The organism is Chryseobacterium sp. RLHN22 (assembly GCF_051011795.1).
Lineage (GTDB): Bacteria > Bacteroidota > Bacteroidia > Flavobacteriales > Weeksellaceae > Chryseobacterium > Chryseobacterium zhengzhouense.
The window spans coordinates 15,041-32,214 of record NZ_JBPCHW010000009.1 but is presented as its reverse complement, the minus strand read 5'-3'; the positions used below and the strand labels follow the sequence as shown (position 1 = coordinate 32,214).

Sequence of the window (17,174 nt, the reverse complement as noted above, 5' to 3'; positions counted from 1 at the left end):
AGAGCTTATCTTATTATCTGATTATTCTTTGATGAATTTCTTTTGGGCAGCACCCTGAACATCATCAATATCTATTACATATACTCCATTGATTAATCTACTAACGTCAATCTTATTATTCAAGATCACTCCGCTTGAGATCAATTGCCCTGCAGCACTGTAAATTTTATAATTCGCTTTCTTGCTAATATTCTTAACATTCAGCACTGATTTAACCGGGTTAGGATAAATCAGAATTTCATCCTGATTAACCGCATTTGCTGCTGGCAGTTTAGAGATTCTTACCGTATAATCTTCAACTTCACCATTATCAAAATTGGTACAGTTTACAGGAATACCATCTTTTGCCATTGCTACTCTCATCACGATATATTTGTCTGTAGAGCCTACATAAGCATTAGCAGGAACCTCAAATGTAGCACTTGCAGTTGTATTCGTATTTGGACCATCAGCTAAGATTCTTTCATTAAGATCAAAAGTTCCGCTTCTGTCGAAATCAATCCATACCGCAACTCCTGCTTTGCCCCCTGAAGACATATTCTTATCAACAATAATCTGGTTACCTACAGAACCCTGAATCATATCAATGAATTTCAATGGATTTGCGGTAAAATCAGAATAAGGATTTCCTGTAGATTCGTTTACCATCTGTGGTTTACCTGTTGGCTTAGCTGTAACTTTTGAAATGTATTCAGTAGCCGAACTTGTTGACTGCATCTGACAGTATACAACTGTAGGTGTAGTGAAGTAATACAATGGTGTGAAGTTACCAGGAGTTCCACTACATAGGTTTGCAACCTGCATTTCATATTTAGTTAATTCTAATAATCCTATCAAAGTATGGGTATTAGTGTTAACATTCACTGTAGTCCAGCTTGGAATTCCTACTTTTCTGTATCTTAATATATACGTATTTGTGGCTCCCGGACCAGTATAAGCATCCCAAACAACTTCAGCCGTTGTAGGAGTCAACTGAGTAATCGTTAATCCTGGAGGCGGAATTTCACAAACTCTCACTGTAGTAAATACCTGAGAAGTAGACCATGGATTAGGAGTACCAGATCCAATACATGTATTTCTCACTTGTACCTCATACGTTTTGTAAGAAGTTAGACCCGGGATAACAACGCTATTTGCTGGTGGTGCCGGAACTGTTACAGGAATCCATACTCCTGATCCAACTTCTCTATATTGCAATTCATATGTAGCACCAGCAGCCAGTGGATTCCACGTAACTAAAGCTGATGTAGGAGTAATGTTACTAATCGTGATATTTGGAGGAGTAGGATCACATTTTGTTGTAAACTCATTATGCGAGTAAGCTCCAACATTTGTAGTGTTACAAACTGCAGCAACCTCCACTTCGTAAAGTGTATAAGATAACAATCCTTGCAATGTGTAAGGACCATTTGCGACAGCAATTGGACCTGTCGTAGGTAACCATTGAGTAGAACCTACCGGTCTGTATCTGATTCGGTAAGAAGCACCTCCCGGATCCTGTGGCCAAGTAATTGTTGCAGAGTTGTGTGTAATAGATGCCGGTGTTACTGTAACAACAGGGGTATCTGTACTACAAACTCTTAATACAATGTTATCCACCGCTGCAGGTGGTTGTGTACCTGCACTACTATCATTTCTCCATTCAAATACCAAACGCATTACACTTCCTGCAAAACCAGTAATATTCAAACTTGTAGTAGAGAAATTCTGCCAAGTACCCTGAAGGTTAAATTGACCAACTTGGACTCTACCTGTTCCAGCTGCAATCTGAGTTCCTGGAGATGGTAAAAAGTCAGAAGGTACTAACCACACTCTAAGATAATCATACGGAGTACTACTTCCTTCACCCTCAGCCTTCCAATCGAAAGAGAAGTTTGCGAGGGTTGTTCCTGCTGGAATGAAAATATCTCTATACGCCTGTGTTACTGATGTAGTACCTGTTGTATATGTGTTTGCTGTTCCGTTGTTGTTGGAAATATAAATTGAATTACCCGTATTACCCGTGGCAGAACCATAAGCCCATTTATTTACCTGAGCTCCATTAAGGAAACCAAAATCGTTCCCTCCAGTAAATGGCTGAATATATGGTAAAGTTGCCGGAATCTGTGTTGTCATAAAGTTAGGCCCTTGTGACAAGTAGCTATTATCTGTTGGAGAACATATTGCTCTCAACCACCAGTAATAAACAGTACTCGGAGCAAGGGTTGCCGGTAAAGTAAACGTTGTTGCAGTACTCGGAATCGTTCCGTTTGCTGGACCTGTTGGTGTAGCTGGAGATGTTGAAACCCAATATTCATAACCTCCGGCTGGTGCTGTTGCAGGAGCATTCCAGTTTAAAGTGGCAGAGTTTCCTGTAATTCCAGTAACTGTTAATCCTGTTGGAGGTAAACATGTAGGAGGAGCAACTACTGCCAAAGTAAAGTCAACATAATTTCCATAAGCTGCTGGCCCACAAGAAGTATTGGCACCGCTCCAAGATGAAGATGTACGCACTCTATAATTTCCTAATGCCTGACCTGCAGGAACATTGATTGTTGCCGTTCCCGTAGCAGAATAAGATGTCGTTGCTAAAATAGTTTCTCCAGGATCATTAAAATCAGCATCACTATTCCAGTCAATCCAAACATAATAGTAATATGTAGAAGTACCTGTTGTAGCTAAGTTGATACCAACACTATTTCCCGGAGAAGTTAATACAGACATATTGGTGTTAACATATCCAGTAAAAGAGTTGGCTGTATAGTTAAGGTTCGTCCATCCCCCTGTTGTCGTAATATTGTTAAGATAGTAAGTCGTCCCACTCGTTCCTCCGGTAGGAGTACAATAACATTGTGAAACAGGATTTTGCCCTACAGATACAATATTTGAAGTCGCAGACTGTGAACTGTTTGTACACGCTACAACACATCGGTAATCTGTAGGTACAGCCTGACCGTTCACGGTATAAGTAGGAGATGTAGCACCAGCAATTGCAGTAAAAGTACCCGCACCAGCCGGACTGCTGTACCATTGGTAAGTAATACCTCCACCATATGTATAACCTGTAAGTGTTAAATTAAATGATGAGCTGATACACGCATTTGTCACTGTCGCTGCAGCAGTACCTGAAACAGGTGTACCTGTACAAGGAGCTAATGGCAATACATTAACATAATAATCATGTGCTTCGCCATATCCCGCTGAACCACAAGCGTCAAAATTAGAACCGTTATATACCACACGCACACGCATTCTGTGAATACCAGCAGGTGCAGTAAGCGGTATTGCAATATTAGCCGTCGCAAATGCCGGGCTTTGATCCAATGTAAGATCTGTTAATAACTTTTCAGATGCATCAAATGTACCATTGTCATTAAAATCAATCCAGATACTCGCTTTTTCATAAGCTGGTGAAGTATATGTCGTATTAATCTTCACAGGATAAGATTGACCAGGCAAAAGATCAACAGGAGCAAATGCAGCTGTTCTGTCATAATATCCTGCTCCATTACATCCAGTATTCAAATCACTGATTACTGAGGTACCAGCACCTGTGATCACAAAGCTATTCAAGTCATCATTATCACTACAACCAGTAGTATAAACAGGGGTACAATAGTTTAAACATTGAATACCTGTAGTCTGCCCCACCGAAACTACATTAGACGTTTGGGTACTACCTCCATTGGTACAGGTTACCACACAACGATAATCTGTAGCAGCTGTCTGATTTGCCACAGAATAAGACATTGTGGTGGCTCCTGTTATATTGCTAAAGGTATTGACTCCGGCAGGTGATGATTGCCATTGATAAGTAATACCAGAACCTGATGTTGCACCTGTAAGTACAAGATTAAAAGGTGTATTTGCACAAACTGTTGAAGCAGTTGCAGAAGCAGTTCCCGCAGTTACAGTACCTGAGCAAGCAGTTCCAAAAGAATATCCAATTTGTAAAAAAGGTCTTCTATCATTAATAGTACTTATCGAATTGGTAGTTGACGAAAGAGTTCCCGCTCCTGCTAAAGTTGTATCCCCGGTACCATATATACGATCTGTAACTGTACTCCATAGCCATTCAAAAGTTCCAGTGGTTGGATTTCCTGATACTTGAGTAATATCCCACTCAACAGAAATTTCTAAGGAACCTCCTGTATATGTAAAGGGTGTGTTTAGTGAAAAATCAATATAATTTGGCGCTTGGGTTGCAGGAATTGTCTGATTTAAATTCTGATAAACCAATGTAGTTCCTGCATTAAGGTTAGTCCACGTTTCACTTGCATTAGAATAGGCAGTAGCAGTAGAATTTTTCATATAAATTCTAAAAATTCCGCCGCCTGTAGTTGTTGCATTATTATTTTTTACCCAGCCTAAAGTATTGATAATAGCTCCCGATGTAATACCAGCGGCTGCTAACTCACTTGAAGTATACAGATAAGAATACCTGCTCGCATCATAAGAACTGGATGCACTTGATCGATAAATGGGTCCTGCATTATAAGCCGCCGTTCCTGCCGTTCCTGTAGTTATCTGAACCACATTTTGTGCATTAATGAACAGACTGATAAGTAGACCCCAAATCAGTAAAATCTTTTTCATATTATAAAATATTTAAATCCATTGGGATTTTTGAATTATACATAAATTCATTAGATAATTGTTATTAAAAAACGTTTTAAACTGTCATTGCTTAAAATTTTCAGTCGTAATTGAAGAGTAAAATGTAAAGAATTTTGTCATAGGCAGTATTATTTTATATTAGTACAAATCTAATATTTTTTTATTATTAATTCACAGATTTAAAGTTTTTTTTTTAATTACTTCATTAAAACTCAACTTATAATTAATTATGAAAAAAATCCCCAGACAATTCTGAGGATTCATAAGTATTAAAAAAAGGATTTTATTTTTTGATAAACTTAACACTTTCGTTTTTTGAACCATCTTTAATGGTAATGATGTAAGTTCCTTTCACTAATTCAGAAACTCTCACCTGATTGTTATTAATATCACCAGTTTTTACAAGCTGTCCGACAGCGTTGTGAATTTCAAATTTAGTTTTGTTTGAAATTTTAGTAAAGTTCAAAACATCTGTTGCTGGATTTGGGTACATTCCAAATTTATCTTTAACATTTTCAGAGGTACTTAGTGTTTGAATTTTAAATGCTTTATTCTGTACAGATCCGTACGTAGAACTTGACGCTACTGTTGTACCATTTTGGGTTTTAATGTTATAATACGCTCCTAAGCCGTGGATAATTCCATCACCATACGAATCATTAATAGTAAAAGTATAACAGTCATTCGAGTTTAATACCCAATTTTGAGTAATTAATGCTGGAAGAGGAGTATTCTGATTAGGGTTAGGTATGCTAGGATACGAACCTCCAGAGTACACTGTTGTTCCTGCACTATTTTTCAAATTCCAACTTACTTCTGCACCCCAATAATCTAATTGCAAATTAAATACGTAATTCAAATCAGCAAGTGTTACAATTCCATTATTAAATGTACCAGTTGCTGAATTATTTGTAGCTCTTTGATCTGCCGTTCCATTTACTGCTGTAACACTCACTACCAATGGACCATTAGTAGCCGTTGATGGAGCAGGAAGTCCAAGAATTTGCGATTTATTTGTAGCTAAATTACCCGTCCAATTTAAATTTTGAATAGTACCATTTATACTTAACGATATAGTTGCACTTGTTAAATTAGCTGTACCTCTATTGGTCAAAGCAACTCTGATTGTAGAGCCGTTAGCGCAAGTCACGTTAGGAGCACAACCTCTCTCCAATTTAATTTCAGCATCATTAGCAAACAGAGGTATAGCTGCATCTTTTGTTGAACTTTTAAGTTGCATTCTACGAGGAGAATTATTCATAACCGTTCTCATTCTAGTCTTCTGGTCATTTGTAAAAACATTTAAACAGCTATCATATGAGTAATCCATATAATTTTCAAACATCTCATCTGCAGTACCACATAGATTTGCTTTAGGGTGTGTTGGGCATCCAGAATTAGCTGTATAATGAACAGGTGTATCCGCACAATAGTCAGTTCCACATGCTTGATCTCCCCAAATATGTCTCAATCCTAAAAAATGCCCAACTTCGTGAGTCATTGTTCTCCCTTTATCGAAATTATTAGCTAATAAAAAAGTATTAGTAGTATCATAATCGCTGCTTCCAAATACACTGTAGTTTGCGACAACACCATCACTATCAGCAGTACCTGTAGGTGTAGGAACTCCTACCAAGCCAGAAGAAGTTGGGAATTGTGCATATCCCAATAAAGTAGAATCGCTAAACCTAACACTCCACATATTCATATATTGATTGGGATCCCAAATAGTCTGCGGTTTAACATACGCATCAATTGACGTCATATCCCAGCTAGACTCACAAAGATTTACCCTATCTATTCCATTTGTAGGATTACCATTAGGATCAACTTTTGCTAATGCAAATTGAATTTCTATATCAGCACTTACAGGATTTGTATTGTATCCTGGAGTTCCAAATAATCTTCTAAAATCATTATTCATTACTTCAATTTGAGACATAACTTGCTCGTCTACAATATTTGGAGCCACACCTACTGCTTGTCCGTTATGAATAACATGAACAACAACAGGTATTGTGATAACATTTCCATTTTGTGACTTATTAGCCTGTGCCTTTTCAATAAGAGGAGCCAGCCAAGCTTCAAACTCTGAAGTACTTAACCTCTCAGGAAAGTGTCTCTTTAAAAAAGCTTCATACTCTACCGTAGAACATCTTTCAATACCATTGCCAAGTAAGTTCAACTTTTTTTCTCCAAAAACAGTTTCTTTTGTAAAAACTTCGTCCTTCTTTTGAGCATTTACAGACACAAAAAAAGAAAGAAAAGCCAATACAAGAAATCTTAAACTTGTAATTTTACTCATTATCTTTAAATTATTTTTTACAAATATACCATAAATTATATAATTTATTAATTTTATATTAAATAATTGAAAAATAAATTGTATATTGTATAGATTTAATCATTAACATTAATCATGATGATAATAAAAACAAAATCATTTTTTTTCACTATTCTTTTATCAACACTTCTTTTTAGTGCATGCAAAAATTCAATGAGCAGAGAGTCAAATTCACTTTATAAAGTATTGCTTTCTGAGCGTACAAGAGGTACAAATAGATTATTTACCATAACCTCAAAAGAAATACAAACGTCATTAAATGGAAATTCAATCAAATCAGAAATCACTAAAAACCAGTATCTTGAAATTAAAAAGCTTGTAGAAAACATCAGCCTTGAAGCAATCTCAAAACTAGAATCACCATCTACCAAAAGATTTAGTGACGGAGCACTTTCTACAACCATTACAATCATTAAGAATGATAAAGAATATAAATCTTCAGACTTCGATTCAGGAAATCCACCGGCAGAATTAAAAAGTTTGTACGACGAGATTCAGAAATTGACAGCAACAAAAAAGAGCAAGTAAAACATGCTCTTTTTTATTTTTAAAATTTATATGCGATATTCCACGCAAAGCCCATATTGAATTTATTGGAACTCTTACCAAAACCGGGTACAATCATCGGAACAACATCATCCTGCTTTGAGGTTACCATTAAATAACGTGGCTGCATGCTTACATCAATGTAAAAATTCGATTCAAACAACTGTACTCTTCCGCCTAAAGTTCCTTCTAACCAGAAAGATGACTGTGATGAGGACGGCATCGACACAGTTGAACTGCTCCCACCAAAACCCCTTACCGGAATTGCCATATATTCCTGTTTATAGAATGAACCCGCGATTTTTCCACCTCCATAAAATCCGTTAAAATCATTCTCACGGTCTCTTGCCAACATATAAAAAGCTCCGATCTTTGCAAAAGGACCACTTGCTTTTGCATCGTAGCCATTATTCTGATACACATTTTTATCAAAGCCTGCTTCAATAATGCCGTGAAGATTATCTTTTACTTTAGAAGAAATAAATCCCTGAAACAATTGTCTGTCTGAGAAAAAAGAAACTCCCGCATTCAAGACATCAACGCCAACAATAAAATTGGGCTCATATTTCCATTTTGGTTTTTCAACTTCTTCTTTTTCCTGCGCAGAAAAATTCAACAAGTTTAAAACACTAAAAATTAAAGAATAAATTAGTTTTTTCTTCATTGTCTATAAAATTTTGTCCCTGCTCAAGACTTTTTAAGGAATTTGGAGCTGATAATACCGAATTTACATTTTCATAATTTTTTTTTACACCACATCCCGGAGAAACGTAGATTGACTTTGTTGTGTAGCTTACCCTTACTCTTGTAGAATCTTCCTGAGTAGACGTTTTTACATATAAATCCGTAAATGGAGAATCGTCTACACGCAAAGGAACAAACACAGAATCAACTTTGAGTTTCCATCCCAAGTCAACAATATTAGTTCCAAGGTTAGCGTAAATTTTTACTGAATCCATGTCTGCGATTTTACCGTTTTTCTTAAACATGATTTTCATTCTCGGTGTACCTTCACCGCTTTCACAAATATCATCATCACTTCCACACGAAATGACCGATGATAATGCAAAAATGAATAAGATGAATTTAAAATATTTCATACTTTTTTATTTTGGATCTAAAGCTTTCTCAATGCGGAAAACCAAGTCTTCATAATGATACTTATTAACCAAATCATTAGAAGCCGTTTTTGCCGCGAGATCTTTTTTAATGGTATTTAAATTTCCTCTTACAATCGCTGAAACGTCAGATTTATCGGAGTTTTTCGTATCTATTAATTTAATTAAAATATCGACATAGTTTCTCTGAAGATTTCTACCGTAAATATCTACGTTGTCTTTCTTAATAATTGAATTGTTTAAATCTGAAAAATACTCAATCAGAGAATATGAATTCTGATCAACCGCTTCCGACTGATATAAACTCTGAAGAACCATCGGACTTAATATTCTTCCCAAAACTCCATTCTGCATTTCTTCAACCGTTTTTACCGGAGCTTTTCCTGTTTTTTCAAAAATATCTTTTTTCAGCAACCATTGTGGTGTTGTGAAAATATTTTCATTTAAAAACTGTAATGCTTCTTGCTGGTCTTTTTTGGCAACAACTTCATAAACCGAACCAGACTGTTCCACTGTTTTCGGAGTTTCCATTTGTCCACCGATATATTTTGAAACATGACCTAAATATCTTCTGAATTGTGTGGTCACCTGATCATACATCATTTCAAGATTTTTATAATCTTCGTTAGGAGTCTTCGTCCAGTCATCCAAATTATCTACAATTCTTTTCAGATTTTTAATTCCATAAGTGCTTGCAATCATAGCGTTGTCTCCGACCTGTTCACTCTGAGATCTCGGATCTAATGGATTTGTTTCTGTTCCGAACCAAAGTCTTTCGTTTTTAAGATTTTTGATCACCCATTTATTCAGATATTCTTTTTCTGCATCCGGACTTTTAAATTGATTAAATCTTTTATATCCCCACTCGATTGCCCAATTATCATAGTCACCGATTCTTGGAAAAATTCCTGAATCTCCTATATTATCTTCCGGCTGTGCAACATAATTAAATCTTGCATAATCCATAATTGAAGGAGTGTGACCGTTCTTTTCCAGCCATTTTTTATCTCTCAATTTTTCAACCGGAACCGTTGAACTTGAACCGTAGTTATGTCTTAATCCTAAAGTATGACCAACTTCGTGTGAAGAAACAAAACGGATCAATTCACCCATCAGTTTTTCGTCAAACTTCATTTTTCTGGCTCTTGGATCATTCGGAGAAGCCTGTACAAAATACCAGTTTCTCAACAATAACATGACATTGTGATACCAATTGATGTGGCTTTCTAAAATCTCCCCCGTTCTCGGATCGGCAATTGAAGGTCCTGAAGCATTCGGCACATCTGAAGGTTTATAAACAATCGCTGAAAATCTTGCATCTTCCAAACTCCATTCTGTATCAACTTTGGGATCCGGAACTTTTGCAACAATAGCATTTTTAAATCCGGCCTTTTCAAATGCTTTCTGCCAATCGTTAACTCCCTGAATTAAATAAGGAACCCATTTTTTCGGAGTTGCAGGATCGATGTAGAACACAATAGGTTTAGCAGGTTCTACCAATTCTCCTTTATTGTATTTTTCTACATCCTGTGGTTTTGGCTCAAGACGCCATCTTTTTACCAAAGAAACTTTTTTTACTCCTTGAGGATCCAAATCGAAATCTGTATAACCTACTGTGAAATAACCTACTCTCGGATCAAAATATCTTGCCTGCATTTTGTTTTCAGGAAGAAGAACAAAAGAAGAATTGATTTCTACGGTATAATTTCCACTGATTTTTGGAGCAGGTCTTCCCGGAACAGCCGGAGTTGCAGGCGTACCTAAAGTTCTTGCGAAAGTTTTGGTAGTATTAATTTCAATATTGGTCGGGAACGATTTCACAAAATTCACGAAAGACATATCTTTCTGGAATGTTCCCACACGGTAAGAATCTTTAGCCCAAACCGAGAAGGAAGTCAGTTCGTTATCCGAATTCAAAACATCGGTAACTTCAATGACTGAAGAATTTTTCTTTAGTCCGTAAGCTTTTACATCAAATGATTTGATAATAGACTGCACATTATTTCTCGTCACCGAATTATACATCTGCGACGTAGAATCTTTGGCATAATCAACGTGAGAAATAGAGCGCAATAGGATTTTATCTTTAGGACCTTTTTCAAAAGCAATAACTTGCTGACCAATCTGATCTCCCGCATAACCGGAAGTTCCGGAACGCATACCTGCGGCAGCTTTCGTTAATCTTGTTACTAGAAGAAATTCCTTTTTCAACATTGCGTCAGGAATTTCAAAATAATATTTGTCGTCTACTTTGTGAACCGTAAAAACCCCCTGGTCAGAAACCGCTTTATCGGTAATGATTTCTTTAAATGATTTGATCGGACTTTTCTTTTTATCGTCTTTCTTGACAACCGCCGTATCTTTTTTTACAGCTGTAGCAGAATCTTTATTTTTTTCCTGAGAAAATAAATTTTGTTGGGTAAAAAATAAGACTCCAACTAAGAAAAAAGCTTTACAGTTCTTTATCATATTCATTAAACTTTATTAAACCAAATCTACGTAATTATTTCTTGATAAGCAGCGCAATATTCTCTACGTGGTGGGTTTGCGGGAACATATCTACCGGTAAAATTTTCACCAAAGTATAATACTCTTTCATTAAAGCCAAATCTCTCGCCTGTGTTGCAGAATTACAGCTTACGTATACTACTTTTTCAGGCGCTAATTTTAAAATCTGTTCTACCACTTTCTGGTGCATTCCATCTCTTGGCGGATCAGTAATCAAAACATCTGCTTTGGGATGATTGGCTAAAAACTCTTCCGTGAAAACATCTTTCATGTCACCACAATAGAATGTCGTATTCGTTAAACCGTTCAATTCGGCGTGCTCAATTGCTGCGTCAATAGCTTCCTGAACCGATTCAATTCCGATTACTTGCTTTGCATTTCTTGCAACATACTGAGCAATCGTTCCGGTTCCTGTATATAGATCATATACCACTTCATCACCTTTTAAATCAGCAAACTCAAGTGTTTTTCTGTATAATTCCAAAGCTTGTTTGTAATTGGTCTGGAAGAATGATTTCGGACCGATTTTAAATTTCAGGCCATCCATTTCTTCCATTAAAAATCCTTCCCCGAAATAGACATTGATATCTAAATCGTAAATTGAGTCGTTTTGCTTAGGATTGATTGCGTACACCAAAGTTTTGATCTGAGGAAAATTTTCAAGCAAATAAGTAAACAGTTTTTCTCTGTTCTCTTTTTCTTCTCTGTACAGCTGGAATAAAACCATCCATTCTCCTTTGGAATTTTGTCTCATCATCAAAGTTCTTAAGAAACCTTCCTGATTTTTAACATCAAAAAAGTCTAACCCTTGATTGACTCCATAATTCTTCACTGCCAAACGAATAGCGTTGGAAGGGTCTTCCTGAAGGAAACATTCTTTCAAGTCTAAAATCTTGCTCCACATTCCCGGAATATGGAAACCAAGCGCATCTCTGCTTCCGAAATTTTCTTCAGAACTGATTTCGTACTGAGTCAGCCATCTTGCATTGGAGAAAGAAAACTCCATTTTGTTTCTGTAGAAGTACTGCTCTTCAGAACCTAAAATAGGAACGGTAACGAAATCATCAATTCCGCCGATTCTTTTAATATTGTTATAAACTTCTTCCTGTTTAAAATCAAGCTGCTTTTCGTAGCTCATATTCTGCCATTTGCAGCCACCACAAGTTCCGAAGTGAATGCATTTTGGTTCAACTCTGTAAGGTGATCTTTCGATAACTTCCACAGCTTCACCTTCAAAATATTTTGACTTGGCTTTCTTTACTTTCACGTTAACAATATCCCCGGGAATTGCTCCGGAAACCATCACAGCTTTTCCTTCTTCAGTTCTTCCAATAGCAACACCTTTTGCTCCCGCAGAAATTAATTTTATATTTTCAAGAATTAAATTTTTCTTATTACTCTTCCTACCCATTCTAATTTTTCTATTTTTCTAATTGAAACTTAAACAGTTTCGGTCTGCAAAAATACAATAAAAAAAACCTTATCCGAAGACAAGGTTTCTTTTATACTTTTTAAACTTAATTATTTAGTTGGAGCCGGAGCCGGAGTCTCTTGTGTTTTAGGAGCTTCCTCTACTCCAGGAGCCTGTTGGAAAGCCGAAGGATCAAGTTGTAATTGCGCTTGAGGGCTTACCTGTGGCGCTTTAAGACCTGTCTGTTTTTCCAATACTGTAATCAAGTCTTGATCACCAAGGTTATTGAAAGGTCTGCTGGCAATTTTACCGTTTTTATCTACAACAATGAAACTTGGTAGTTTAAATCCGTAAATTCCATATTTCTTAGCAATATCAGAATTAAGACCTCCATCTCCGTAAACATTAGTTCCGGTAATTCCGCTGAGCATTGCTTTGCTTGTTTTTCCAAACTGTTCTTTGGTATCATCAAGATTTACAAATACAAAGTTCATTTTAGATTTGTAGAAATTCACGACTTCTTTCAAAACAGGAACAGTTCCTTCCTTAATGTAAGGATTCCAAGATGCATAGAATACGATCATATAGGGTTTACCTTTGTTTTCAGTTAACTTATATGCAGAACCATCTTCCTTTACCAACGAAGCTTCAGGTGCATCGTCACCAACTTTAAATCCGTTGATCGCAAACTGCATTTTTTTAAGATCTGCCTTAATGGTAGCATCTTTGATATCTTCTTCGATAATTTTCTTGATTTTATCTGCTGTAGCGGCAGGAGTCTGCGGATGAATATCTGACTGAGCCATAACGAAAGCCAATAAATAATCTTTCTCTGTCTGAGAAATTTCTTTTTTACCTTTTAAAAACTCATTAAACAGTTCTGAAGTCGTAACATCCGTTTTTCCTTGAGTTTTTGCCTGAGCAAACTTCTGGAAATCCTGACTCATCTTCGTTAAAAGATACTGTCTGTAGAACGGGCTCGTTTTGATCATTGTATCTTTATTTTCCTGAAGTTTGTTTTCGTAGTCTGTGAAAACTTTTGCCAATTTAAATGAAGGATTACCACCCATCTTTTTAGACATTTCATAATTTACCAATAAATTAAGAATTGCAGTTTTAGCATCCGTTTTTTTCCATTCAACTACTTCTTTACCAGGATTGTATTTTTTTACATTTTCATCAATATTTTTATTGATGTCTGCCTCGATTTTCTGCATTGCCTTTACATACTTGCTTTCGTCACCTGCAGCCAATTCCTGGATATTAAGCCCCTGACCGTAGCTCATTAAGAATTTCTGGCAAGCCTGGAAGAAATCGTTATCATTTTTAGCATCACCCGTTACAACATATTCATTAGGGAACGTAACAGAATTACCAGAGATATTCAACTTCTGGCCACCTTTTAGGAAAATCAGATTTTGTTTTCCGGCATAGTTGATCACATACATTCCGTTTTTGGGAGCTTCGAAAGTTCCTGTAAAGTTTCCGTCTTTATCAATACCGAAATTGGCAAGCGGAAGGGTTGCTACGCCTGAAGCTTCAACAAACTCGATTCTTTCAAGAGGTGAGCTTCCTGCGATTTTTCCTTTTACTTCAACTTTTTTTGAACAAGACATTGCAAATATTGCAATAACAAACAATAAAAGATATTTTTTAATCATTATCGTACTATAATTTTTTTTGAATGATTGAATCTTCGATTTCATTTTTGTTTTAAATAATTTAGCAAAAATAGGTTTTATAATTAAACTGAATACAATTATTAAAGCTAATTTATGAAAGATTTAACTAAAAAATCGCCTTCCTAAGAGAAGACGATTTTATAATGTATTTTAAAAAAAGATTATCCTCTGTCAACAAAAGCTGACATATACTCTCTGTTCATTCTCGCAATGTTTTCAAGAGAAATTCCTTTCGGACATTCTACTTCACAAGCACCGGTATTTGAACAGTTTCCGAATCCTTCCTCGTCCATAGCTTTCACCATGTTCAGAACTCTTCTCTTCGCTTCTACTCTACCTTGTGGTAAAAGAGCGTACTGAGAAACTTTAGCGCCAACGAATAGCATTGCAGAACCGTTTTTACAAGTCGCCACGCAAGCTCCACATCCGATACAAGCTGCAGCATCCATTGCTTTGTCTGCATCTTCTTTAGGAACCGGAATTGCATTGGCATCCAAAGTATTACCTGAAGTGTTCACCGAAATGAAACCACCTGCAGCCATTACTCTGTCGAATGCGCTTCTGTCTACCATCAAATCTTTGATTACTGGGAACGCTGCACTTCTCCAAGGTTCGATAACGATGGTTTCACCGTCTTTGAACATTCTCATGTGAAGCTGACACGTTGTAATTCCTGTATCCGGACCGTGCGCTCTACCGTTGATGTAAAGAGAACACATACCACAGATTCCTTCACGACAGTCGTGGTCGAAAGCGATGGGCTCTTTTCCTTCGTTAATAAGATTTTCGTTCAGAATATCCAACATCTCCAGGAATGAAGAGTCTGTAGAAACATCTGATATTTTATAGGTCTCAAACTGACCTTTAGTTTTGCTATTTTTTTGTCTCCAAATTTTCAGGGTAAGATGAAGGCCTTTTTTTGCACTCATAATTATTTATTTATAGGTTGGAGATTATTTGTAACTTCTTGCTTTAACTTCAATATTTTCGTAGATCAGATCTTCTTTGTGCAGAACCTCAGTAGTAATATCATCGTTTTGATATTCCCATGCTGCAACATACTTGAAGTTCACATCATCTCTTTCTGCTTCACCTTCAGGGGTCGCATGATCTTCTCTGAAGTGTCCTCCACAAGATTCGTTTCTGTGTAAAGCATCAATCGCCATCAGTTGTCCAAGCTCGATGAAATCTGCCACTCTGAAAGCTTTTTCAAGCTCAGTGTTCATTCCGTCAGCATCACCGGGAACTTTTACATCTGCCCAGAATTCTTTTTTCACCTGAGCGATTTCAGCGATAGCTTCTTTTAAACCTTCAGGAGTTCTTCCCATTCCTACCTTATTCCACATAATGTGTCCTAATTTTTTATGGAAATAATCTACTGAATGCGTTCCTTTATTATTTAAGAAAAATTGTATTTTATCTTTAATGTCTTTCTCAGCCTGATCAAACTCACCAGAATTTGTAGGAATTGCTCCCGTTCTGATATCTGCTGATAGGTAATCTGCAATTGTATAAGGAAGTACGAAATATCCGTCTGCCAAACCTTGCATCAAAGCAGAAGCTCCTAAACGGTTAGCTCCGTGATCTGAGAAGTTAGCTTCACCAATTACAAAACATCCAGGGATTGTAGACTGTAAGTTATAATCAACCCAAACACCACCCATTGTGTAGTGTACTGCAGGATAGATCTTCATTGGAGTTTTGTAAGGATCATCAGCCGTAATTTTTTCGTACATTACAAATAAGTTACCGTATTTCTCCTCAACCCAGGCTTTTCCTAAATCATAGATTTGCTGCTCTGTAGGATTGTGAATATGTTTTTCGATAGCGGCTTCTTTACCTTTTTTCATGATCTCTGTAGAGAAATCCAGGTAAACACCTTCTTTAGTATCATTATTTTCGATTCCGTAACCGGCATCACATCTTTCTTTACCCGCTCTAGACGCAACGTCTCTAGGCACTAAGTTTCCGAATGCAGGATATCTTCTCTCTAAATAATAATCTCTGTCTTCTTCTTTAATATTTTCAGGTCTCAATTTACCTTCTCTGATTGCTACTGAATCTTCAATTTTCTTAGGAACCCAGATTCTTCCTGAGTTTCTTAATGATTCAGACATCAAAGTCAGTTTAGACTGCTGAGTTCCGTGAACCGGAATACAAGTCGGGTGAATCTGTACGTAGCAAGGGTTTGCGAAATATGCTCCTTTTTTATGGATTTTCCAAGCTGCAGAAACGTTTGACCCCATTGCGTTGGTAGAAAGGAAATATACGTTTCCGTAACCTCCTGAAGCAATTACAACCGCGTGAGCAGAATGTCTTTCGATTTCACCTGTTACCAGGTTTCTTGCGATGATCCCTCTTGCTTTTCCATCTACAATGACCAATTCCATCATTTCGTGACGGTTGTACATTTTAATTCTACCTTTACCGATCTGACGGCTCATTGCAGAATAGGCACCTAATAATAACTGCTGACCGGTTTGTCCTTTTGCGTAGAAAGTTCTCTTTACCTGAACCCCACCAAATGAACGGTTATCCAGCTGACCTCCGTACTCACGTCCGAAAGGAACTCCCTGAGCAACACATTGGTCGATAATATTTGCAGAAACTTCTGCTAAACGGTAAACGTTTGCCTCCCTAGCTCTGTAGTCACCACCTTTGATGGTATCGTAGAACAATCTGTACGTAGAGTCACCGTCTCCCTGATAATTTTTAGCTGCGTTAATCCCCCCTTGAGCAGCAATCGAGTGTGCTCTTCTTGGAGAATCTTGGTAGCAGAATGCCTTTACATTATATCCTTGCTCAGCCAAAGTAGCCGCAGCAGAACCACCTGCTAAACCTGTACCTACAACAATAATATCAATCTTATCTCTGTTGTTGGGTGCAACAAGGTTCATATGGTCTTTATGATGTTTCCATTTATCCTTTAACGGACCAGCAGGAATTTTTGAATCTAATTTACTCATATT

The 17,174-nt window shown here is 36.9% G+C and carries 10 protein-coding genes; 1 reads left to right on the top strand and 9 read right to left on the bottom strand.

The genetic code is table 11. The annotated features are described in order from the left end of the window. Window positions 1-21 precede the first annotated feature (21 nt). Together ACR1PN_RS10840 and ACR1PN_RS10835 are read right to left on the bottom strand one after the other, a co-directional pair. On the bottom strand, window positions 22-4,575 hold the full coding sequence (locus ACR1PN_RS10840) for a GEVED domain-containing protein (protein ID WP_433980058.1): 4,554 nt from the start codon (window positions 4,573-4,575) through the stop codon (window positions 22-24). Between the two features lie 304 nt (window positions 4,576-4,879). Next, the gene (locus ACR1PN_RS10835; RefSeq protein WP_433980057.1) at window positions 4,880-6,901 is read right to left on the bottom strand and encodes a M43 family zinc metalloprotease; all 2,022 of its coding nucleotides are present in this window, start codon (window positions 6,899-6,901) and stop codon (window positions 4,880-4,882) included. A 192-nt stretch (window positions 6,902-7,093) separates the two neighbouring features. On the opposite strand from ACR1PN_RS10835, the gene ACR1PN_RS10830 reads away from it, so the two are divergent. Then, window positions 7,094-7,468, top strand: a complete 375-nt coding sequence (locus ACR1PN_RS10830) for a hypothetical protein (RefSeq protein ID WP_433980056.1) — start codon at window positions 7,094-7,096, stop codon at window positions 7,466-7,468. Window positions 7,469-7,487: 19 nt separating this feature from the next. Here ACR1PN_RS10830 and ACR1PN_RS10825 read toward each other — a convergent pair whose 3' ends face one another. From ACR1PN_RS10825 to ACR1PN_RS10795, 7 genes are all read right to left on the bottom strand, one after another. Beyond that, window positions 7,488-8,150 (bottom strand): DUF6048 family protein, encoded by a 663-nt coding sequence (locus tag ACR1PN_RS10825; RefSeq protein ID WP_378180937.1) that lies wholly within the window; start codon window positions 8,148-8,150, stop codon window positions 7,488-7,490. Continuing rightward, window positions 8,116-8,586 carry a DUF6452 family protein gene (locus tag ACR1PN_RS10820; RefSeq protein WP_433980055.1) on the bottom strand — a complete coding sequence of 157 codons (471 nt, stop codon included), beginning with the start codon at window positions 8,584-8,586 and terminating at the stop codon, window positions 8,116-8,118. The genes ACR1PN_RS10825 and ACR1PN_RS10820 overlap by 35 nt, the downstream gene beginning before the upstream one ends. Window positions 8,587-8,592: 6 nt before the next feature. Further along, window positions 8,593-11,073, bottom strand: coding sequence for a zinc-dependent metalloprotease (locus tag ACR1PN_RS10815; protein ID WP_433980054.1), 2,481 nt, complete (start codon window positions 11,071-11,073; stop codon window positions 8,593-8,595). Window positions 11,074-11,107: 34 nt separating this feature from the next. Then, complete coding sequence (rlmD, locus tag ACR1PN_RS10810; RefSeq protein WP_433980053.1) at window positions 11,108-12,523, bottom strand: 23S rRNA (uracil(1939)-C(5))-methyltransferase RlmD; 1,416 nt, start codon at window positions 12,521-12,523, stop codon at window positions 11,108-11,110. Window positions 12,524-12,633: 110 nt separating this feature from the next. Then, window positions 12,634-14,139 (bottom strand): TlpA family protein disulfide reductase, encoded by a 1,506-nt coding sequence (locus ACR1PN_RS10805; RefSeq protein WP_433980052.1) that lies wholly within the window; start codon window positions 14,137-14,139, stop codon window positions 12,634-12,636. Between the two features lie 227 nt (window positions 14,140-14,366). Next, window positions 14,367-15,134 (bottom strand): succinate dehydrogenase/fumarate reductase iron-sulfur subunit, encoded by a 768-nt coding sequence (locus tag ACR1PN_RS10800; RefSeq protein WP_433980051.1) that lies wholly within the window; start codon window positions 15,132-15,134, stop codon window positions 14,367-14,369. A 24-nt stretch (window positions 15,135-15,158) separates the two neighbouring features. Next, on the bottom strand, window positions 15,159-17,171 hold the full coding sequence (locus ACR1PN_RS10795; RefSeq protein WP_433980050.1) for a fumarate reductase/succinate dehydrogenase flavoprotein subunit: 2,013 nt from the start codon (window positions 17,169-17,171) through the stop codon (window positions 15,159-15,161). Window positions 17,172-17,174: the final 3 nt, after the last annotated feature.

What these genes read in the sequence shown, in the direction of transcription:
- ACR1PN_RS10840 (WP_433980058.1), bottom strand. Translation starts at nt 4,575, where the DNA reads ATGAAAAAGATTTTACTGATTTGGGGTCTACTTATCAGTCTGTTCATT.
- ACR1PN_RS10835 (WP_433980057.1), bottom strand. Translation starts at nt 6,901, where the DNA reads ATGAGTAAAATTACAAGTTTAAGATTTCTTGTATTGGCTTTTCTTTCT.
- ACR1PN_RS10830 (WP_433980056.1), top strand. Translation starts at nt 7,094, where the DNA reads ATGAGCAGAGAGTCAAATTCACTTTATAAAGTATTGCTTTCTGAGCGT.
- ACR1PN_RS10825 (WP_378180937.1), bottom strand. Translation starts at nt 8,150, where the DNA reads ATGAAGAAAAAACTAATTTATTCTTTAATTTTTAGTGTTTTAAACTTG.
- ACR1PN_RS10820 (WP_433980055.1), bottom strand. Translation starts at nt 8,586, where the DNA reads ATGAAATATTTTAAATTCATCTTATTCATTTTTGCATTATCATCGGTC.
- ACR1PN_RS10815 (WP_433980054.1), bottom strand. Translation starts at nt 11,073, where the DNA reads ATGATAAAGAACTGTAAAGCTTTTTTCTTAGTTGGAGTCTTATTTTTT.
- rlmD (WP_433980053.1), bottom strand. Translation starts at nt 12,523, where the DNA reads ATGGGTAGGAAGAGTAATAAGAAAAATTTAATTCTTGAAAATATAAAA.
- ACR1PN_RS10805 (WP_433980052.1), bottom strand. Translation starts at nt 14,139, where the DNA reads ATGTCTTGTTCAAAAAAAGTTGAAGTAAAAGGAAAAATCGCAGGAAGC.
- ACR1PN_RS10800 (WP_433980051.1), bottom strand. Translation starts at nt 15,134, where the DNA reads ATGAGTGCAAAAAAAGGCCTTCATCTTACCCTGAAAATTTGGAGACAA.
- ACR1PN_RS10795 (WP_433980050.1), bottom strand. Translation starts at nt 17,171, where the DNA reads ATGAGTAAATTAGATTCAAAAATTCCTGCTGGTCCGTTAAAGGATAAA.